The organism is Vibrio sp. 99-70-13A1, from assembly GCF_013114625.1.
GTDB lineage: Bacteria > Pseudomonadota > Gammaproteobacteria > Enterobacterales > Vibrionaceae > Vibrio.
In genome coordinates, this window is sequence record NZ_VTXD01000009.1 from 42,963 (window position 1) to 63,833 (window position 20,871).

Here is a 20,871-nt window from a genome sequence, read left to right on the forward strand (position 1 = left end):
AATGAATATCAATCTGATTTTGAAAAAAAATTACATCCCTGCAAAATTCAACCAAGCACAATACTGGATCACTTTTTCGAGTAACCTATCAAATATCAATAAACATGCAAAAAATAGCCTCTATTTGCCTAATGTTGCACAATTGTTAGTCATAATATTCATGGTGAAACGAAAAAAATGGTCTACAGATATTAAGTTTCGTTGGAATTCACCCAAACAAAATTGTAGGATACTTACACATATTGGTGATTTTTGTGATTTAAGTTACACATCTTATTTGCCAATAAGTCGGTGATATCCACCTCCCATCTATATAAACCACTAGTTTGTGGCTCTAATTAAACGGATATCACTAAGGATTGTTTTTCTCGCAAAATATTTCCTGCGAGATACGGAAAGGACTCAAACTGTCTCACCAAGAGTCAGTTTTAGATTCATAAATATAAAAGGACAAGGCTCATCATCTGTATTTAAGCGGAGTTGTGCCTAGAATAAACTGGAAGGATGTATCTATGGTAGATAGAGAGCAGAGTGCGCAGGGCATGTATACTCCTGAATTGGAGCATGATGCGTGTGGTATCGGTTTTGTAGCTCACCTAAAAAACCGTAAATCTCATGATGTAGTAACTCAAGCCCTCGATATGCTAGCGCGTATGGAACACCGTGGTGGTCAAGGTTGTGATCCTTGCTCTGGTGATGGCGCAGGTATCTTGCTACAAAAGCCCCATGAATTTTTACTTGAAGAGTCGGTTAAGCTTGGTATTAAGCTGCCTTCTTTTGAAAAGTATGGTGTTGGTGTTGTACTTTTCCCTAAAGATGAACATAAGCGCGCACAGTGTCGTGATATTCTTGAACGTAATGCTCAACGTCTAGAACTTGAAGTTTTAGGCTACCGTGAATTACCTACTGACAATTCGATGATTGGTGCAGATCCATTAAGCACTGAACCTCAATTTGAACACGTATTCATTTCTGGTGGTCCAAGTACCACTCCAGAAGAACTAGAGCGTAAACTTTACGTACTTCGTAACTACACGGTTCGTGTATGTTTAGAAAGTGTGTCGAACATTGGCGATGATTTCTACATCAACTCAATGTCATATAAGACTCTAGTTTACAAAGGTCAGTTAACGACGGAACAAGTTCCTCAATACTTCTTAGACCTTCAAAACCCAACGATGGTAACGGCACTCGCGCTCGTTCACTCTCGTTTCTCAACAAATACATTCCCTCGCTGGCGTCTAGCTCAACCATTCCGTTACATCGCTCATAACGGCGAAATCAATACGGTTCGTGGTAACTTGAACTGGATGAAGGCACGTGAAGCGATCATTGAATCTGATCTTTTCACAAAAGCTGAAATCGACATGCTTCTTCCAATTTGTCAGGAAGGTAGCTCAGATTCATCTAACTTTGATATGGCATTAGAGCTCCTAGTTCTTTCTGGTCGAAGCCTGCCACATGCGTTGATGATGATGATCCCTGAAGCATGGCAAGAAAACAAAAACATGGATCCAACTCGTCGTGCGTTCTATCAGTACCACGCGAATGTAATGGAACCTTGGGATGGCCCGGCTTCTGTATGTTTCACTGATGGTGTTCAAGTTGGCGCAACACTTGACCGTAACGGTCTACGTCCTTCTCGTTACACAGTGACCAAAGATGACTTCCTTGTGATGGCTTCTGAATCTGGCGTTGTAGAAATTGAACCAGAGAACGTAGAGTTCCGTGGTCGCCTGCAACCTGGTCGTATCTTTGTTGCAGACCTAGAGCAAGGTCGTATCATTTCTGATGAAGAAGTGAAAGATGGCATTGCTAACTCACAGCCATACGAGCAATGGGTTAAAGATAACCTATTAAGCTTGAAAGAATTGCCTGAAGCAGATAATGCACACAGCCAACCTTCTCCTGAAAAGCTGATGCACCACCAACAAGCGTTTGGTGTGAGCTCTGAAGAAGTGAACGAAATTATCGTTCCTCTTGCGAAGACAGGTTATGAACCACTTTCTGCAATGGGTGCCGATTGGCCACTAGCGATTCTTTCGCACCAATCACAGCATCTATCGAACTACTTCAAGCAGCTGTTTGCTCAAGTAACTAACCCGCCGATCGACCCGATTCGTGAGCGCATGGTTATGTCTCTGAACACTTACCTAGGTAAAGATCAGAACTTACTGGCTGAAACGCCAGAACACTGTCAGAAAGTAGAATTGGAATCTCCAGTACTTTCAAATGCTGAACTTGAAAAGCTTCGCGCTATCGATAACGAGCACTTACAAGCTAAGACGCTAGATATCGTTTTCCGTGCAAGTGAAGAAGAAGGCAAACTTGAACGTGCTCTTAAGCGTATTTGTCAGTATGCCGAAGATGCAGTAATCGATGGTTACTCAATCATTCTTCTAACTGACCGTGCAGTTAACTCTAACCACGCAGCTATTCCAGCAATGCTGGCTGTTGGCGCTGTTCACCACCACCTAATCCGTAAAGGTTTACGTGCGAAGTGTGACATCGTAGTAGAGACTGGCGACGCTCGTGAAACGCACCACTTTGCAACCTTAGTCGGTTATGGTGCTAACGCAGTTAACCCATACCTAGTCACTGAAACGATCATTGATCTTCAGCGTACTAAGAAGCTTGACCCAAATACTTCAGCAGAAGAATTATTCGATAACTACCGTAAAGGTGTTAATGGCGGTCTTCTTAAGATCTTCTCGAAGATGGGTATCTCTACACTTCAGTCTTACCACGGCGCTCAAATTTTTGAAGCTCTAGGTATTAGCAAATCTGTAGTTGAAAAATACTTCACGGGCACGGTTTCTCGTATCCAAGGTTTGACGATTGATGACATAGCAAAAGAAGTACTAGTTCGTCACCGTGTTGGTTACCCGACACGTGAAATCCCAGTACAAGTTCTCGATGTTGGTGGTGTTTACCAGTGGAAACAACGTGGTGAAAAACACTTATTCAACCCAGAAACAATTTCTCTACTTCAAGAATCAACTCGTAACAAAGATTACGTTCAATTCAAAAAGTACGCGAAAGCCGTTGATGACCAAGGCGATAATGCAGCAACACTGCGTAGCCAACTAGCATTCATCAAAAATCCAGCAGGTTCTATTCCTCTAGCGGAAGTTGAACCTATTGAGAGTATTCTTAAGCGTTTTGCTACAGGTGCGATGAGCTTTGGTTCTATCTCACACGAAGCGCACTCAACACTTGCTGTTGCAATGAACCGTATCGGTGCTAAATCTAACTCAGGCGAAGGTGGTGAAGACCCAGTTCGTTTTGAGCGTAAAGAAAATGGCGATTGGGAACGTTCAGCAATTAAACAAGTTGCTTCAGGTCGTTTTGGTGTAACTTCTTACTACCTATCTAATGCTGATGAACTTCAGATTAAGATGGCACAAGGTGCAAAACCTGGCGAAGGTGGTCAATTACCTGGTGATAAAGTTGATGATTGGATCGGTGCGACACGTCACTCGACTCCGGGTGTTGGTCTAATATCACCACCGCCACACCATGATATCTACTCAATCGAAGATTTGGCTCAGCTAATCTACGATCTGAAGAACGCAAACCGCGCGGGCCGTGTAAACGTGAAGCTCGTTTCGGAAGCAGGTGTTGGTACTATCGCATCAGGTGTTGCGAAAGCGAAAGCTGACGTAGTACTTATTGCAGGTTTTGATGGTGGTACAGGTGCATCTCCAATGTCATCTATCCGTCATACCGGTCTGCCTTGGGAGCTAGGTCTAGCGGAAACTCACCAAACACTACTGAAGAATGGTCTACGTAACCGTATCGTTGTTCAGTCTGATGGTCAGATGAAGACTCCTCGTGACCTTGCAGTTGCAACGCTACTTGGTGCTGAAGAATGGGGCGTAGCAACAGCAGCATTGGTTGTTGAAGGCTGTATCATGATGCGTAAGTGTCACAAAAACACTTGCCCAGTTGGTATCGCAACACAGAACAAAACACTTCGTGAACGTTTTGACGGTCGCGTAGAAGACGTAGTGACATTCTTCCAGTACATGGCTGAAGGTCTACGTGAAGTGATGGCAGAACTTGGCTATCGCACAATTCAAGAAATGGTTGGTCAATCTCACAAGCTAAAAGTTCGTGAAGACATCGGTCACTGGAAATACAAAAACCTAGACCTAACGCCGGTTCTACACATTGAACCAGCACGTGAAGGCGATGGTATTTACAACCAAACACAGCAAAACCATAACCTAGAAGATGTTCTAGACCGCAAGTTGATTCAAGCTGCCATTCCAGCACTTGAAAAAGGTGAAGCCGTTAACGCTGAGTTCCCTATCATCAACACGGACCGCTCTGCGGGTACGATGCTGTCTAACGAAATTTCTAAAGTCTACAAAGACCAAGGTTTACCTAAACCAATGAACGTTAAGTTCTACGGCAGTGCAGGTCAGTCATTCGGTGCATTCCTTGCGAAAGGTGTGAAATTCGAAGTAGAAGGCGACGCGAACGATTACTGGGGTAAGGGTTTATCAGGCGGTACTTTAGTGCTTTATCCAGATGCAAAATCTTCAATTATTGCTGAAGACAACATCGTTGTAGGTAACGTTTGTTTCTACGGCGCGACATCCGGTGATTCTTACATCCGCGGTATGGCTGGCGAGCGTTTCTGTGTTCGTAACTCAGGAGCGAAGGTTGTAGTAGAAGGCGTTGGTGACCACGGTTGTGAATACATGACTGGCGGTGTAGCGGTAATCCTTGGCTCTACAGGTCGTAACTTTGCGGCTGGTATGAGTGGTGGTGTGGCGTATGTTTGGGATAAGGCTGGTGATTTCGAATCTAAGCTGAATGCCGAATTAGTCGACCTAGATCCTATCGAAGCAGAAGATAAAGCTCTGCTAAAAGAAATGCTAACTAAGCACGTTGAATTCACAGGAAGTGAAGTTGCTAAGTCTTTCCTAGACAACTTTGAAGTAAGTATTCAATCACTGGTTAAAGTAATGCCACGTGATTACAAAGCGGTACTTCAAAAGCGCAAGGCTGAAGCACAACAGGCACAAACGGAAGAAATGGAGGCAGTATAATGGGTAAGCCTACTGGATTTTTAGAACACGGTCGTGAGCTTCCAAAGAAGCTCGACCCATCAGTTCGTATCGAAGACAACAAAGAATTCGTACTTAACGAAGAATTTGGTGAAAAGATCGGTACTCAGGCGTCTCGTTGCATGGATTGTGGTGTCCCTTTCTGTCACAACGGTTGTCCGATTGGTAACATCATTCCTGAATTCAACGATGCGGTTTACCGCGACAGCTGGGAAGAAGCTTGGAACATCCTAAGTTCTACAAACAACTTCCCAGAATTTACAGGTCGTGTATGCCCTGCTCCTTGTGAAAGCGCATGTGTACTTGGCATTAACCAAGATCCAATCACAATCTGTAATATCGAAAAAACCATTGTAGAAACTGCGTACCGTGAAGGGTACGCAAAACCAAAAACACCACGTTCTCGCACTGGTAAAACTATTGCGATTATTGGTTCTGGTCCTGCTGGTTTAGCCGCTGCTGAGCAGCTAAACAGTGCTGGTCACACAGTAACGGTATTTGAACGTGACGAAAAAGTTGGTGGTCTACTGCGTTTCGGTATTCCTGATTTCAAACTAGGTATGGATGTCATCGATCGTAAAATCGACATGATGGCTGATGCTGGTGTTGAGTTTAAAGTAAACCAACACATTGGTGTTGATGTTAATGCTCAACAGCTTCGTCAAGAGTTTGATGTCGTTCTACTCACTGGTGGCTCTACTGTACCTCGTGACTTACCAATCCCAGGTCGTGAATTCAAAGGCGTTCATTTTGCCATGGAATTCCTTGGTCAAAACAACCGCCGAGCGAACAACTTAGACCTTCAGACAGAAGAGATTCACGCTAAAGATAAGCACATTGTGGTTATCGGTGGTGGTGATACTGGTTCTGACTGTGTGGGTACTTCAAACCGCCATAAAGCAGCCAGTATTACTCAGGTTGAGATCATGCCGATCCCACCAGAGAAGCGTCCTGCTAACATGCCTTGGCCTCAGTTTCCAATGATCATGAAAACAACCACTTCTCATGAAGAAGGTTGTGAACGTCACTGGAATATCCTGACCAAAGAATTTATCGGTAACGATAAAGGCGAAGTCACAGGTCTACGTATTGCTGACATTGTATGGCAAGACGCAAAACCAGGTGAACGCCCAGGTTTTGAAGAAGTCGCCAATACAGAACGTGTTATCCCTTGTGATATGGCATTCCTAGCAATGGGCTTCTTACATCCAGAACCAACAGGTGTACTTGCTCAACTTGACATCAAACTTGATGATCGTGGCAATGTGGCAACACAAGGTTTTGCAACTAGCCAAAAAGGCGTATTTGCAGCTGGCGATATGCGCACAGGTCAATCACTTGTTGTTCGTTGTATTAATGAAGGCCGTGAATGTGCAATTGCCATTGATGACTTCTTAATGGGTAATTCAAACTTAGAAGCGAAAGCTGATTCATTAATGCTTTCCGCATAATATTTCTCAGGCAAGTATTTCATATGCTTGCTTAGAGAAAATGCAACACCCTTCCTAAACTTTTATATTTGGCTAGCACTCGATGCTAGCCTTTTTTTCACCTATCCTCTCTCAATCACCACTCAGACATGTTAAATAAATGTAATAAATAAATGCCTATCCCTTTGATCTATCGAATTTAGTTCAGACTATTCGATGGCTATTCCCCTTATTGCATGATAATCAACCGCAAACTTGACCTTTTTCATCATTAGCTATACGTTGTTGATCGGTGAAAAATAAATCAATAACAAATAATACCAATTTCAATAACGTTAAAAGCTAACTTTATGATGTTGTAAGCTCCATATGAGTAAGCAACTGCAGTAGATAGTTAGTCATTTACTGTCAGGATGACAGAAAAGCAAAAGGGAGAATTGCAATGGCTCTATATGATCCAAGTCTTGAGAAAGACAACTGTGGGTTTGGTTTAATCGCGCAAATGGAAGGTCAGCCTAGCCACAAGCTGGTACGTACTGCGATTTCTGCACTAGATCGTATGACTCACCGTGGTGGTATTGCCGCTGATGGTAAAACAGGAGATGGCTGTGGCTTATTGCTACAAAAGCCTGATTCATACCTCCGACTTATAGCCGATGAAAACGGATTTAAACTCGGTAAGCAATACGCTATAGGTATGGTGTTCTTTAGCCAAGATCCTATAAAAGCCGAAGCCACTCGTAATATTATCAACAAAGAGCTTGCCCAAGAAACACTCACAGTAGCAGGTTGGCGACAAGTTCCAACCAATACCGATGTTCTAGGTCCTATCGCTAAAGACTCTGTACCCAATATCGAGCAAGTGTTTATTTCCGCGCCTGCCGGGTGGCGAGAAAGAGATATCGAAAGACGTTTATATATAGCGCGTCGTAGAATTGAAAAACAGATAATTGAAGATAAAGAATTCTATATTTGTAGCCTATCGACACAAGTCATAGTCTACAAAGGTTTATGTATGCCTGCCGATCTTCCACGATTTTACCTCGATCTTGCAGACTTACGCATGGAATCAGCCATTTGCTTATTCCACCAACGTTTCTCTACTAATACACAACCACGCTGGCCACTCGCTCAACCATTTCGTTACCTAGCACATAATGGTGAAATTAATACCATAGAAGGTAACCGCCAATGGGCAAGAGCTCGCGCTTACAAATTTTCTTCACCTTTACTTCCAGATCTTCAAACCGCAGCACCCTTTGTTAATGAGACAGGCTCAGATTCTTCTAGTCTTGATAATATGCTCGATCTTTTCTTAGCGGGAGGCATGGACGTATTCCGAGCGATGAGAATGCTCGTTCCGCCAGCTTGGCAAAATCACCCAGACATGGATCCAGATCTTCGAGCTTTCTATGATTTTAACTCCAAACATATGGAGCCTTGGGATGGACCTGCAGGAATCGTATTATCTGATGGACGCTACGCAGCATGTAATTTAGACCGAAATGGCCTAAGACCTGCTCGCTATGTCATCACAAAAGATAATCTCATTACACTTGCTTCTGAAGTTGGTATTTGGAATTACGCACCTGATGAGGTAGCCGAAAAAGGTAGAGTAGGACCTGGTGAGTTACTGGTAGTGGATACTCGCCGTGGAAAACTGTGGCAATCCAGCGAGATTGACAATGATCTAAAAGGTCGACACCCATATAAAGAATGGATGGAAAATAATGTCCATAAACTCACGCCGTTTTCTGATCTCGATGATGAACAAGTAGGGTCGCGTAGCTTCGACTCTGATCAACTCAATACCTATCAAAAACAGTTTGCGATGAGTAATGAAGAAGTCGATCAAGTATTGCATGTACTGGGAGATATGGGGCAAGAAGCCGTTGGATCTATGGGTGATGATACGCCTATGGCTGTCCTTTCTTCTAAAGAACGCTTAGTTACAGACTACTTCAGACAAAAGTTTGCTCAAGTTACAAACCCACCGATAGATCCACTCCGTGAAAAACATGTCATGTCACTTGCCACCAGTATTGGTCAAGAAATGAATGTGTTTTGCGAAACAGATGGACACGCGTATCGAGTCGCCTTCAATTCACCAGTGTTATTGTATTCAGATATGAAGCAATTGCTGGAATTAAGTGATAAGCATTACCGTCATACCATTTTAGATATTAATTACAGTCCTGATGATAAAGATCTTCAACAAGCCATTATTAAATTATGCGATCAAGCAGAAAAAGTGGTTCGCGATGGTACTGTGCTTGTAGTGCTTTCAGATAAGAACCTAGAAAAAGGGAAACTGCCAATCCCAGCAGCCATGGCAGTCGGTGCGGTGCAAACTCGCCTTGCTGAAACCAACTTACGCTGCGATGCAAACATCATTGTAGAAACCGCGACCGCAAGAGATCCTCACCAGTTTGCCGTACTACTTGGCTTTGGTGCAACAGCCGTTTACCCGTATTTAGCGTATGAAACGTTGGGGAAAATTATTGATGATGGTGCTCTGAAAAAAGCCTACCGCGATGTCATGCAAAATTACCAAAATGGCATTAATAAAGGCTTATATAAGATCATGTCGAAAATGGGTATCTCAACCATCGCCTCTTATAGATGTTCACATTTATTTGAAGCTGTTGGGCTGCATTCCGATGTCGTAGAACTGTGCTTTAAAGGGGTGACGACTCGAATTCAAGGCGCTAGCTTTGATGATTTCCAGCAAGATATCTTTAACCTTTCACGTAAAGCTTGGACGAAACGCAAACCCATAGAACATGGTGGGCTACTTAAGTACGTTCATGGTGGTGAATACCATGCTTATAACCCTGATGTGGTCAGCACTCTACAAACTGCCGTAAATTCAGGTGATGCTTCTGATTACCAAACATTTGCTGAGAATGTGAATTCTCGTCCAGCAGCGATGCTGCGTGATCTCATGACCTTAAAGAAATCCGACGTCCCCTTAACACTAGAGAAAGTCGAACCCAGTACTGAATTATTTAAACGGTTTGATTCTGCTGCCATGTCTATTGGCGCATTAAGCCCTGAAGCTCATGAAGCGCTAGCAACAGCGATGAACCGACTAGGTGGCTACTCAAATTCAGGTGAAGGCGGAGAAGATCCTCGTCGCTTTGGCACTGAACGTAACTCTCGAATTAAACAAATTGCATCAGGTCGATTTGGAGTCACACCACACTACCTCACCAACGCGGATGTACTGCAAATTAAAGTCGCGCAAGGTGCTAAACCAGGTGAAGGCGGGCAACTTCCGGGTCATAAAGTCACGGCGGAAATCGCTAAGCTTCGCTATTCAGTACAAGGGGTTACCTTGATCTCCCCTCCTCCTCACCATGATATCTATTCGATTGAAGATTTAGCGCAGTTGATTTTCGATTTAAAACAAGTGAACCCTAAAGCTTTAGTCTCTGTGAAGCTCGTCTCTGAACCAGGCGTTGGCACCATAGCAACTGGCGTAGCGAAAGCTTATGCCGATCTTATTACTATTTCCGGTTATGACGGTGGGACCGCAGCAAGCCCATTGACCTCAGTTAAATACGCAGGATGCCCTTGGGAATTAGGATTAGCTGAAACCCAACAAGCACTCGTTGCGAATGGATTGCGCCATAAAATTCGATTACAAGTTGATGGCGGCTTAAAAACAGGTCTCGATGTAATAAAAGGAGCCATCCTAGGCGCTGAAAGTTTTGGGTTTGGTACCGCTCCTATGGTAGCGATGGGTTGTAAGTTCTTAAGAATTTGTCACTTAAATAACTGCGCGACAGGTGTAGCGACTCAAGATGAAACTTTACGTCGAGATTACTTCAAAGGTCTTCCAGATATGGTCGTTAATTACTTCACAGGTCTTGCTGATGAAGTACGTGGTTACCTCGCCGAGTTAGGCGTCGAAAAGCTGACCGATCTTATTGGTCGAACAGATTTACTTGAAGCAGTCCAAGGCTTAACAGCAAAACAAAGTAAGCTCGATCTATCTGGGATCTTAGAATCTCCAGTTTCACCTGAGGGACACCCTGTTTTCTGGACTGAACCAAATGCCCCGTTTGATAAAGCAGAGCTCAATCAAAGAATTTTGGATGATGCACTAAGCGCAATAGAGAACAAGCAATCAACGAATCTCTACTATCATGTGATCAATACTGATCGCTCACTTGGCGCAAGGATCTCTGGAGAAATTGCCAAACGATACGGTAATCAAGGCATGGCAGCCGCACCGATAAAACTCCATCTAGATGGTACCGCTGGTCAGTCGTTTGGGGTTTGGAATGCTGGTGGAGTAGAGCTTTATCTCACTGGTGATGCCAATGATTATGTCGGTAAAGGTATGGCAGGTGGCAAAATTGTTATCAAACCACACTTAGGCACGGCTTTTGTCTGTAACGAAGCCACTATTATCGGCAATACCTGTTTGTATGGTGCTACAGGCGGAAAACTGTTTGCTGCCGGTACCGCTGGTGAACGATTTGGAGTAAGAAATTCGGGAACAATCTCCGTAATTGAAGGTGCGGGCGATAATGCTTGTGAGTATATGACAGGTGGTATTGTTGCCATCCTTGGAGCAACAGGCGTTAACTTCGGAGCCGGAATGACTGGAGGCTTCGCTTACGTGCTTGACCAAAACAATGACTTCGAAGGACGTGTCAATAATGAGTCTGTCGATGCCATTGCGCTTTCAGACTTAGCGATTCACCAAGAGCATTTACGTGGCTTAATTGCCGAACATCTTGAAGAGACAGGATCTAGTCACGCTGAAAATATTCTTGCGAACTTTGATGAATGGATTCCTAAGTTCTACCTAGTTAAACCTCAGACTGCAGATCTCAATACATTACTAGGCCACCAAAGCCGCAGTACTGCAGAATTACGTGTACAAGCACAATAATTGGAAGGAACCAAAATATGAGCCAGAATGTTTACCAATTTATTGATGTTGGACGCGTAGACCCAGCTAAAAAGCCGACAAAACTTCGTAAGATTGAGTTCGTCGAAATATACGAACCTTTCACTAAACAGCAAGCAACAGCTCAAGCTGATCGCTGTTTAGATTGTGGCAACCCGTATTGTGAATGGAAGTGCCCAGTCCACAACTACATCCCCCAATGGCTAAAACTCGCTAATGAAGGGCGCATCATTGAAGCTGCTGAGCTGTCCCACCAAACTAACAGCCTCCCTGAAGTTTGTGGACGTGTTTGCCCACAAGATCGTCTATGTGAAGGTTCTTGTACATTAAATGATGATTTTGGTGCGGTCACTATTGGTAATATTGAAAAGTACATTACCGATAAAGCTTTTGAAATGGGCTGGAAACCAGACATGTCTAAAGTTGAGTGGACTGATAAAAAAGTCGCAATAATTGGTGCCGGTCCCGCAGGGCTTGCCGCTGCCGATGTACTGGTCCGAAACGGAGTTAAACCCGTGGTCTTTGATCGTTACCCTGAAATTGGGGGGCTGCTCACCTTTGGTATTCCATCGTTCAAATTAGAAAAAGGCGTGATGGAAAACCGACGTCGCATTTTCACCGATATGGGTGTTGAATTCCAAATGAATGTGGATGTGGGTAAAGATGTCGAACTCAAAACCTTAATAGATGACTACGATGCCGTTTTCCTTGGCGTAGGCACTTACAAGAATATGCGAGCAGGTTTAGAGAACGAAGACGCCCCTGGTGTATATGATGCACTCCCTTTTTTAATATCAAATACTTACAAGGTTATGGACTTAACAAGCCCTACGCCCTTTGTCGATATGGCGGGTAAAAAAGTGGTGGTACTTGGTGGTGGTGATACCGCTATGGATTGTGTCCGAACCTCTATTCGTCAAAAAGCTGAACACGTTATATGTGCATACCGCCGTGATGAAGCCAACATGCCAGGATCTCGCCGTGAAGTAAAAAATGCTAAAGAAGAAGGCGTAAATTTCATGTTCAATTTGCAGCCTTTAAGCTTAGAAATTGATAGTAGTGGAAAGGTCACTGGTGTAAAAGTGGTGAAAACAGCACTTGGTGAGGCTGACAAAGCAGGTCGCCGCAGACCCGAACCAGTAGCCGGAAGTGAGCACATTCTGCCAGCTGATGCTGTAATAATGGCATTTGGTTTCCAACCTCATAAAATGGAATGGCTTGAACCATTCGGTGTTGATTTAGACCAGTGGGGAAGAATTAAAGCCCCTGACAAACAAGAGTTCCAGTATCAAACCAGTAATGAAAAAATCTTTGCTGGTGGTGATGCTGTAAGAGGTTCAGACCTTGTTGTAACGGCCATTGATGAAGGACGAAAAGCAGCAGAAGGGATACTAGATTTCTTAGAAGTATAAATTCACTTTATCTGTATCTCGGTTATTATTACAAGGATCCATTAATGGATCCTTTTTACTGTAAATAACAAATCACAATAAAAACAGTGAGTACAAACATGGCAAAAATCATGAAAAAAACCGCTCTCCTAACTATCACACTTTTCGGCTTAACGGCATGCAGCCAAGGAGTTTCAACAATGGCAGACAGAACATCCTCACCTTGTGGTGATAAACCAAACTGCGTTTCAACTCAAGATGACCGTGAACAGCATGCTTTGGCAGCATTTACTCTTTCCGAAACGGCTACATTAGATAAAATTGAGGCTGTAGCCCTTGTTCTACCGAGATCAAAAACAGCAGAAAAAACGGACAATTATTTGCGTATCGAAAACACCAGTTTAATTATGCGTTTTGTCGACGATCTTGAGTTAAAGGTAGCGGATGGAGAGCTCCTCGTTCGCTCTGAATCTCGCACTGGACACTCAGATTTCGGTGTAAACCGAAAGCGTGCAGAGCAGCTTAGAGAGTCATTAAAAGCCGCGAATCTAATCAAGTAGACTCACCTTATTCTTCACTTACCAAGACAAGAAGATTGAATGTCATCGAGAAGTCCTTTGAGCAGTCGCTAGCCACTTCTTTTCCATGCTACAATTTCGGTCTACTGTTCTACTATTTTAAAGAGATTACACATGAAAATCGGCATCATTGGCGCAATGGAACAAGAAGTTGCGATCCTAAAAGCAGCTATTACTGACATGAACGAAGTAAACAAAGGTGGTTGTACTTTCTTTTCTGGGCAGCTAAATGGTGTTGACGTTGTATTGCTACAGTCTGGTATTGGTAAAGTAGCGGCAGCTGTTGGTACTTCTATCTTATTGAGTGAATACCAACCGGATGTTGTCATCAACTCTGGCTCTGCTGGTGGCTTTGATTCTAGCCTAAACTTAGGCGATGTGGTTATCTCAACAGAAGTTCGCCACCACGATGCAGATGTAACAGCATTCGGCTATGAAATCGGTCAAATGGCAGGTCAACCAGCCGCATTCAAAGCCGACGAAAAGCTGATGGCGGTTGCTGAAAAAGCGCTAACTCAGATTTCCCTTTCTGAAGGAAATAATGTTCACGCTGTTCGTGGTTTAATTTGTACTGGCGATGCTTTCGTATGTACACCGGAGCGCCAAGACTTCATCCGCAAGCACTTCCCTTCAGTTATCGCTGTTGAAATGGAAGCATCAGCCATTGCTCAAGTTTGTCATCAATTCCAAGTACCATTTGTTGTAGTACGTGCAATTTCAGATGTCGCAGACAAAGAATCTCCAATGAGTTTTGAAGAGTTTCTACCTCTTGCGGCTCAAAGCTCTTCAGACATGGTTCTGAAAATGGTTGAACTACTTAAGTAAGCGCCCAAACCATGCAAGCACTGTTCGATCAAGTATTTGCAAATGGAGTGCTCCTCGTCATGTGGGGAGCACTGCTATTTCATCTTATTTTACCCATCCCGTATGCCGCACACCCTACTACCCTCTGGCATAAATTTGCAGAGCTGCTAGCTAGCAAAGTTAATAAGAACCAAAGTTACTCACAAAGCTTATTGTCCGGTTCTATGGCATGGTTACTCATGTGCTTCCCTGCTTTGATTACTTTAGTCGCACTCAAACCACTAATGTGGCAACCACAACTTTTTGAGCTTGCTTTACTGCTTCTCGCTATCGATTGGCGCAATAATGAAAAACTGGCAAATCAGCTAATCAGAGCATTAGGCAAACAAGATAAAAACAAGGCTCGCGAGTTATTGGCACCAATAGTTAACCGTCAAACAGAAACTCTCTCCATTTTAGGGTTAGGCAAAGCAGGGGCCGAAACCATCATTATGGGTTATGGTCGAAATGTTATCTGTGTTCTTTTCTGGTATGCCATTGGCGGTGGTATTGCGGCGTTGATGTACAGACTCACCGCTGAACTTGCAAGAGCCTGGTCACCAAGTCGACGTCAGTTTTCTCCTTTTGGACTTACGATAACTAAAGTCGTTGCCGTTTTAGATTTTATTCCCTTACGCATGTTTGCCCTGATGATTGTATTCGGTACTAAAGCTAGCCATACCTTTAGCTCGATGCTTACTCAGAGTAAATCATGGCCACTACCGGGGCCCGCTTGGTTAATCACTGCGGCAGGCAATAAATTAGAATTATCACTCGGCGGACCTGCAATCTATAACGACACCAAATCTGTACGTGCAAAGTTAGGCGGTCGCATCGCACCATCAGCTTTGCACCTATCTCAACTCCAAAAGCTACTCGCTTGGAGAATAATGGCGTGGGTTCTTATTCAAAGCGTCATTTTACTCGTTATCCATCAAGGCATATAAATTGAATTTTCATCCTGTATTACTTGCTACTGTATTTACATTAAGCACCTCCACTTCTTCTTTTGCCGCCCAAGATATAAAACCTGCTCAGCGAGTGATCAGCCTTGCTCCACATGCAACTGAACTTGCCTACGCTGCTGGTCTTGGAGATAAATTGATTGCGGTTAGTGAGCACAGTGATTATCCCGAAGAAGCCGCTAAACTAGAAAAAGTCGCCAACTACCAAGGCATTAAAGTCGAAAAAATAATCGCGCTACAACCTGATCTTATTTTGGCTTGGCCAGCTGGAAACCCTCCGAGAGAATTGGCAAAACTCGAACAATTTGGTTTTGAAATTTACTATTCAAAAACAAAAACGCTCGATAACATTGCCAACAATATTGAACAGTTAAGCCAATATGCCAGTAACCCAGAAATTGGAGAAAAGAATGCTCAAAACTACCGAGACAGCATTCAAACTCTAAAAGAGAAATACCAAAATGCAGAACCTGTTCGCTACTTCTATCAACTGAGCGAAAAACCTATTATCACGGTTGCAAAAGGTAATTGGCCAAGCGAGGTATTTGATTTTTGCGGAGGTGAAAACATATTTGAATCGAGCGGCTCACCCTATCCTCAAGTAAGTATTGAACAAGTTGTGATTAATAAGCCCGAAGTCATCTTTACATCCCAACATGCCATAGAGAATGGAAATATGTGGGAAGGATGGAAAGATGAAATCCCAGCCATCAATAAAAATCAAATTTGGTCCCTTAATTCAGACTGGATTAACCGCCCAACAGACCGAACTTTGAAAGCTATTGGGCAAGTGTGCGATTACTTTGATAAAGCTCGCCAAAATCGCTAACTTTTTCCTGAAAATTTTCGTACAATTCGCGCTCTACCTGTTCCCACAACTTTTATAAGAGCGCTAGTATCATGGATTCCATGCTGCTTTATTTTATTGATTTATTTGGCACTGCTATTTTCGCTATATCTGGTGTAATTTTAGCGGGTCGGCTAAAAATGGACCCATTTGGTGTCGCCGTGTTAGGAAGTGTCACAGCTATTGGCGGCGGCACGATTCGAGATATGGCATTGGGTGCTACCCCTGTTTTTTGGATAACAGACACTACATACCTTTGGGTCATTCTAACGACATGCCTCATAACGATGATCATTATTAGACGTCCTAAGCGTTTAGCATGGTGGATTCTTCCTGTCTGTGACGCCATTGGACTTGCGGTTTTTGTCGGTATTGGTGTTGAGAAAGCACTTTCCTACCAAGATTCAGCTTTGGTGGCGATAATTATGGGCGTCATTACAGGGTGTGGTGGTGGCATAATACGAGATGTACTCGCTCGTGAAGTACCAATGGTCTTACGGAGCGAAGTATATGCCACGGCTTGTATCGTGGGCGGTGCCTTTCATACCACAGCGTTAACAATGGGCTATGATAATTCCAGCGCCTTTATCTCCGGCGTGCTATCTACTCTAATCATCCGATTAGGTGCGATACGTTGGCATTTATCTCTTCCGACATTTGCTATCAATAAATGATGTATTAAGGCTCTTTTGTAAGAGCCTTTTTTATATCGAATCAATAGTACTTCTTCTACCATCCCCCCACAAAACAGCCGACTATTTACCAACTTCGTTATTATTTGAGTTCAATTAATTTGACTTAACAATCTTTAGTAAATAATTTACCTTATTAAAACAATAACAACCTCAGCCGAAGAGAGCGTTAATTATGAATGATAAAATCGGTATCGTTTTTTTCTCTAAAACAGGTACAACGAAGCTATTAGCAGGAACTATCGCAGAGGGCGTCACTAGCAAAAGCCAGTTATCTCCGTTAGTCATTGAAATTTTGCCAGAAGAAATTATTGAAGGTCGCTATACCAATCATTACAAACTAGAACAGTTAAATAACTGTGCAGCGATTGTATTTGGCTCCCCAACCTACATGGGTTCACCAGCAGCCCAATTTAAAGCCTTCATGGATGCCAGTAGCGAAAATTACTGTGCGAAAGCATGGCGAAATAAGCTCGCAGCGGGCTTTACTAGTGGGGGAAGTTTAAATGGTGAGCAGCAGCAAACGTTATTTAGTTTTTTTACGTTAGCGAGTCAACACGGAATGATTTGGGTAGGATTAGATGTATCAAAACATACGGATAACCTAGGGTTAAATCGTACTGGTTCAAGTATCGGGTTAGTGGCAAGCTTAAATAAAACTGAGAGTGCTATTGATAGTAATGACCTAAATACAGGCTTCTACTTCGGCCAACGTATAGCCCAGATTACCGAAACGTTTTTTCTTCAAAGCAAGCAATCTAAATAATTGAATACCTCTCCTTGCTCTCTTTCTCTTTCTTCATTTGCACACACCTCAAAAGAAAAAGCCCACTCAAATGAGCGGGCTTTCAATAGTATAAATATTATCGGCTAAGTGATTAAGCTAATGAAGCTTTCACTTGTGCGTGTAGTTCTTGAACTGAAGTGACTGACGTTTTCGCGTCTGCAGTGTGCGCCATACAAGTCGCGAATGCAGCGTTTAGCGTAGTCGTGTAGTTAACTTTCTCAGCCAATGCACCACGACGAAGAACTTTAGAATCTTCAATCGCTTGACGGCCAGCCGCAGTGTTCACGATGTACGTGTACTCGTTGTTCTTAATGCGGTCAAGAATGTGAGGACGACCTTCGTGTACCTTGTTTACTAGACGTGGGTTGATACCCGCTTCGCCAAGGATAACTGCAGTACCGTGTGTTGCGTCTAGTTGGTAACCAAGCTTAGATAACTTAGATGCTAGGTCAACAACACGCTCTTTGTCGCCTTCGCGAACAGAAAGAAGTGCACGGCCGCCTTCTGGGTAGATGTTGCCACAACCCAATTCAGCTTTAGAGTATGCTTCAGCAAACGTTGCACCAACACCCATAACTTCACCAGTAGAGCGCATTTCTGGACCTAATAGTGGGTCAACGCCAGGGAATTTGTTGAACGGAAGAACAACTTCTTTCACTGAGTAGTATGGTGGGATGATTTCTTTCGTAAAGCCTTGAGACTCTAACGATTGACCCGCCATAACACGAGCTGCAATCTTAGCGACTGCTGCGCCTGTTGCTTTCGATACGAACGGTACTGTACGTGCTGCACGAGGGTTAACCTCGATTAGGTACACTTCGTTGTTCTTAACAGCAAACTGCGTATTCATTAGACCACGAACACCCAACTCGAACGCTAGCTTTTCAACTTGCTCACGCATTACGTCTTGGATTTCTTGGCTTAGCGTGTAAGCAGGAAGAGAACATGCTGAGTCACCTGAGTGAACACCTGCTTGCTCGATGTGCTCCATGATACCCGCAATAACAACGCGCTCACCGTCACAAATCGCATCAACGTCTACTTCAATTGCATCATCGAGGAAGCTATCAAGTAGTACTGGAGATTCGTTTGAAACACTGACAGCTTCGTTGAAGTAGCGACGTAAGTCTTGCTCGTCGTATACGATTTCCATCGCACGACCACCAAGAACATAAGAAGGACGAACAACCAATGGGAAGCCGATTTCGCGAGATTTCTCTACCGCTTGCTCCATTGTTGTTACTGTCGCGTTTTCTGGTTGTAGAAGACCAAGACGGTCAACAGCAACTTGGAAACGCTCACGGTCTTCTGCACGGTCGATTGCGTCTGGGCTAGTACCAATGATTGGTACGCCAGCAGCTTCAAGCTCACGAGCCAGTTTCAGTGGTGTTTGACCACCGTACTGAACGATAACGCCTTTTGGCTTCTCAACACGAACGATTGCAAGTACGTCTTCCAGAGTTACTGGTTCAAAGTACAGGCGGTCAGACGTATCGTAGTCTGTCGAAACTGTTTCAGGGTTACAGTTAACCATGATTGTTTCGTACCCATCTTCACGTAGTGCTAGAGAGGCATGTACACAACAGTAATCGAATTCAATACCTTGACCGATACGGTTTGGACCGCCGCCTAAGATCATGATTTTCTCTTTGTCTGTTGGGTTCGATTCACATTCGTCATCGTAAGATGAGTACATGTAAGCCGTATCAGAAGAGAACTCAGCCGCACACGTATCTACGCGCTTGTAAACTGGGTGAATATCGTACTGGTCACGTAGACGACGAATTTCACTTTCAGCCACACCTAGAATCTTAGACAGGCGAGCATCAGCAAAACCTTTACGCTTAAGCTTCATTAGCTCGTCTTTATTCAGACCAGCAAAGCCTTTCGCTTTAAGTTCTTGCTCTAGTTTTACGATGTCTTCGATTTGAACTAGGAACCAACGGTCAATTTGCGTTAGGTTGAATACACCATCAACTGACATACCAGCACGGAAAGCATCTGCGATGTACCAAATGCGGTCAGAACCAGCTTCTTTAAGCTCATGGCGAATCGTCGTTAGAGCGTCAGCTGCATCTAGGTCGACCATTTCGTCAAAACCAGTTGCGCCAACTTCTAGACCGCGAAGTGCTTTCTGTAGAGATTCTTGTTGGTTACGGCCGATAGCCATAACTTCACCAACCGACTTCATTTGCGTCGTTAGACGGTCGTTAGCACCTGCAAATTTCTCGAAGTTAAAACGAGGAATCTTAGTGACTACGTAATCGATTGTTGGTTCGAATGATGCTGGTGTTGCGCCACCAGTGATGTCATTCATTAGCTCGTCTAGCGTAAAGCCAACAGCCAGTTTCGCTGCAATCTTAGCGATTGGGAAACCTGTTGCTTTAGAAGCAAGTGCAGAAGAACGAGATACACGTGGGTTCATCTCGATGATAACCATACGCCCATCTTTCGGGTTGATACCAAACTGTACGTTTGAACCACCCGTTTCAACACCAATCTCACGCAGTACCGCTAGAGAAGCGTTACGCATTAGTTGGTATTCTTTGTCTGTTAGCGTTTGAGCTGGAGCCACTGTGATCGAGTCACCAGTGTGAATACCCATAGGGTCAAAGTTTTCAATCGCACATACGATGATGCAGTTGTCGTTTTTGTCACGTACCACTTCCATCTCGTACTCTTTCCAACCGATAAGTGACTCATCAATTAGAAGTTCGTTGGTTGGAGACAAGTCCAAACCACGACGACAGATTTCTTCAAATTCTTCTTTGTTATAAGCGATACCACCGCCTGTACCACCCATCGTAAACGATGGACGAATGATACAAGGGAAACCAACCATTTCTTGAACTTTGTAAGCTTCTTCCATCGTTTTCGCTGTATCAGCCGTTGGACACTCAAGACCAATCGATTTCATTGCTTTATCAAAACGAGAGCGGTCTTCAGCTTTATCGATAGCGTCAGCAGTTGCGCCAATCATCTCTACGCCGAACTCTTCAAGTACGCCGTATTTTTCTAAATCTAACGCACAGTTAAGTGCAGTTTGGCCGCCCATTGTCGGTAGAACTGCATCTGGCTTCTCTTTAGCGATGATGTTGCGAACCACTTCCCATTGGATTGGCTCGATGTAAGTTGCATCTGCCATGTCTGGGTCAGTCATGATTGTCGCTGGGTTCGAGTTTACAAGAATAACTCGGTAGCCTTCTTCGCGAAGTGCTTTACAAGCTTGAGCACCAGAGTAATCAAACTCACATGCTTGGCCGATAACAATCGGACCAGCACCTAGAATTAGAACACTTTTAATGTCAGTACGTTTTGGCATTATCTACTACTCCG

11 protein-coding genes are annotated in these 20,871 nt (G+C 43.7%); 10 read left to right on the forward strand and 1 reads right to left on the reverse strand.

Annotation, left to right across the window (positions count from 1 at the left end; all coding sequences use genetic code 11):
* Positions 1-512: 512 nt before the first annotated feature.
* The 10 genes from gltB (F0226_RS08380) to F0226_RS08425 all read left to right on the forward strand — a co-directional run bounded on the left by gltB (F0226_RS08380) (position 513) and on the right by F0226_RS08425 (position 17,514).
* Positions 513-5,060, forward strand: coding sequence for a glutamate synthase large subunit (gene gltB, locus F0226_RS08380; protein WP_171735225.1), 4,548 nt, complete (start codon positions 513-515; stop codon positions 5,058-5,060).
* Complete coding sequence (locus tag F0226_RS08385) at positions 5,060-6,529, forward strand: glutamate synthase subunit beta (RefSeq protein WP_171735226.1); 1,470 nt, start codon at positions 5,060-5,062, stop codon at positions 6,527-6,529. Before gltB (F0226_RS08380) ends, F0226_RS08385 begins: the two co-directional genes overlap by 1 nt.
* Positions 6,530-6,950: 421 nt before the next feature.
* Entirely contained in the window at positions 6,951-11,414 is a 4,464-nt protein-coding gene (gltB, locus tag F0226_RS08390; protein WP_171735227.1) for a glutamate synthase large subunit, read from the forward strand.
* A 17-nt stretch (positions 11,415-11,431) separates the two neighbouring features.
* Positions 11,432-12,844: an FAD-dependent oxidoreductase gene (locus tag F0226_RS08395; protein ID WP_171735228.1), complete on the forward strand. Its 1,413-nt coding sequence runs from the start codon at positions 11,432-11,434 to the stop codon at positions 12,842-12,844.
* Between the two features lie 110 nt (positions 12,845-12,954).
* Positions 12,955-13,383, forward strand: a complete 429-nt coding sequence (locus F0226_RS08400; protein ID WP_171735272.1) for a DUF1499 domain-containing protein — start codon at positions 12,955-12,957, stop codon at positions 13,381-13,383.
* A 132-nt stretch (positions 13,384-13,515) separates the two neighbouring features.
* Positions 13,516-14,226, forward strand: coding sequence for a 5'-methylthioadenosine/S-adenosylhomocysteine nucleosidase (gene mtnN, locus F0226_RS08405; protein ID WP_171735229.1), 711 nt, complete (start codon positions 13,516-13,518; stop codon positions 14,224-14,226).
* Positions 14,227-14,237: 11 nt separating this feature from the next.
* Positions 14,238-15,191, forward strand: coding sequence for a cobalamin biosynthesis family protein (locus F0226_RS08410; RefSeq protein ID WP_171735230.1), 954 nt, complete (start codon positions 14,238-14,240; stop codon positions 15,189-15,191).
* Between the two features lies 1 nt (position 15,192).
* Positions 15,193-16,038, forward strand: coding sequence for a vitamin B12 ABC transporter substrate-binding protein BtuF (gene btuF / locus F0226_RS08415; protein ID WP_216606580.1), 846 nt, complete (start codon positions 15,193-15,195; stop codon positions 16,036-16,038).
* 71 nt (positions 16,039-16,109) lie between these two features.
* A complete protein-coding gene (locus F0226_RS08420) occupies positions 16,110-16,730 on the forward strand; it encodes a TRIC cation channel family protein (protein ID WP_171735231.1) in 621 nt (206 codons plus the stop codon).
* A 190-nt stretch (positions 16,731-16,920) separates the two neighbouring features.
* Positions 16,921-17,514: an NAD(P)H-dependent oxidoreductase gene (locus tag F0226_RS08425; protein ID WP_171735274.1), complete on the forward strand. Its 594-nt coding sequence runs from the start codon at positions 16,921-16,923 to the stop codon at positions 17,512-17,514.
* A gap of 112 nt (positions 17,515-17,626) precedes the next feature.
* Here the strand turns inward: F0226_RS08425 and carB are convergent, their stop codons facing one another.
* Positions 17,627-20,857 (reverse strand): carbamoyl-phosphate synthase large subunit, encoded by a 3,231-nt coding sequence (gene carB, locus F0226_RS08430; protein ID WP_171735232.1) that lies wholly within the window; start codon positions 20,855-20,857, stop codon positions 17,627-17,629.
* Between the last annotated feature and the right edge of the window lie 14 nt (positions 20,858-20,871).

What these genes read in the sequence shown, in the direction of transcription:
- F0226_RS08385 (WP_171735226.1), top strand. Translation starts at nt 5,060, where the DNA reads ATGGGTAAGCCTACTGGATTTTTAGAACACGGTCGTGAGCTTCCAAAG.
- gltB (WP_171735227.1), top strand. Translation starts at nt 6,951, where the DNA reads ATGGCTCTATATGATCCAAGTCTTGAGAAAGACAACTGTGGGTTTGGT.
- F0226_RS08410 (WP_171735230.1), top strand. Translation starts at nt 14,238, where the DNA reads ATGCAAGCACTGTTCGATCAAGTATTTGCAAATGGAGTGCTCCTCGTC.
- F0226_RS08395 (WP_171735228.1), top strand. Translation starts at nt 11,432, where the DNA reads ATGAGCCAGAATGTTTACCAATTTATTGATGTTGGACGCGTAGACCCA.
- mtnN (WP_171735229.1), top strand. Translation starts at nt 13,516, where the DNA reads ATGAAAATCGGCATCATTGGCGCAATGGAACAAGAAGTTGCGATCCTA.
- carB (WP_171735232.1), bottom strand. Translation starts at nt 20,857, where the DNA reads ATGCCAAAACGTACTGACATTAAAAGTGTTCTAATTCTAGGTGCTGGT.
- F0226_RS08400 (WP_171735272.1), top strand. Translation starts at nt 12,955, where the DNA reads ATGAAAAAAACCGCTCTCCTAACTATCACACTTTTCGGCTTAACGGCA.
- gltB (WP_171735225.1), top strand. Translation starts at nt 513, where the DNA reads ATGGTAGATAGAGAGCAGAGTGCGCAGGGCATGTATACTCCTGAATTG.
- F0226_RS08420 (WP_171735231.1), top strand. Translation starts at nt 16,110, where the DNA reads ATGGATTCCATGCTGCTTTATTTTATTGATTTATTTGGCACTGCTATT.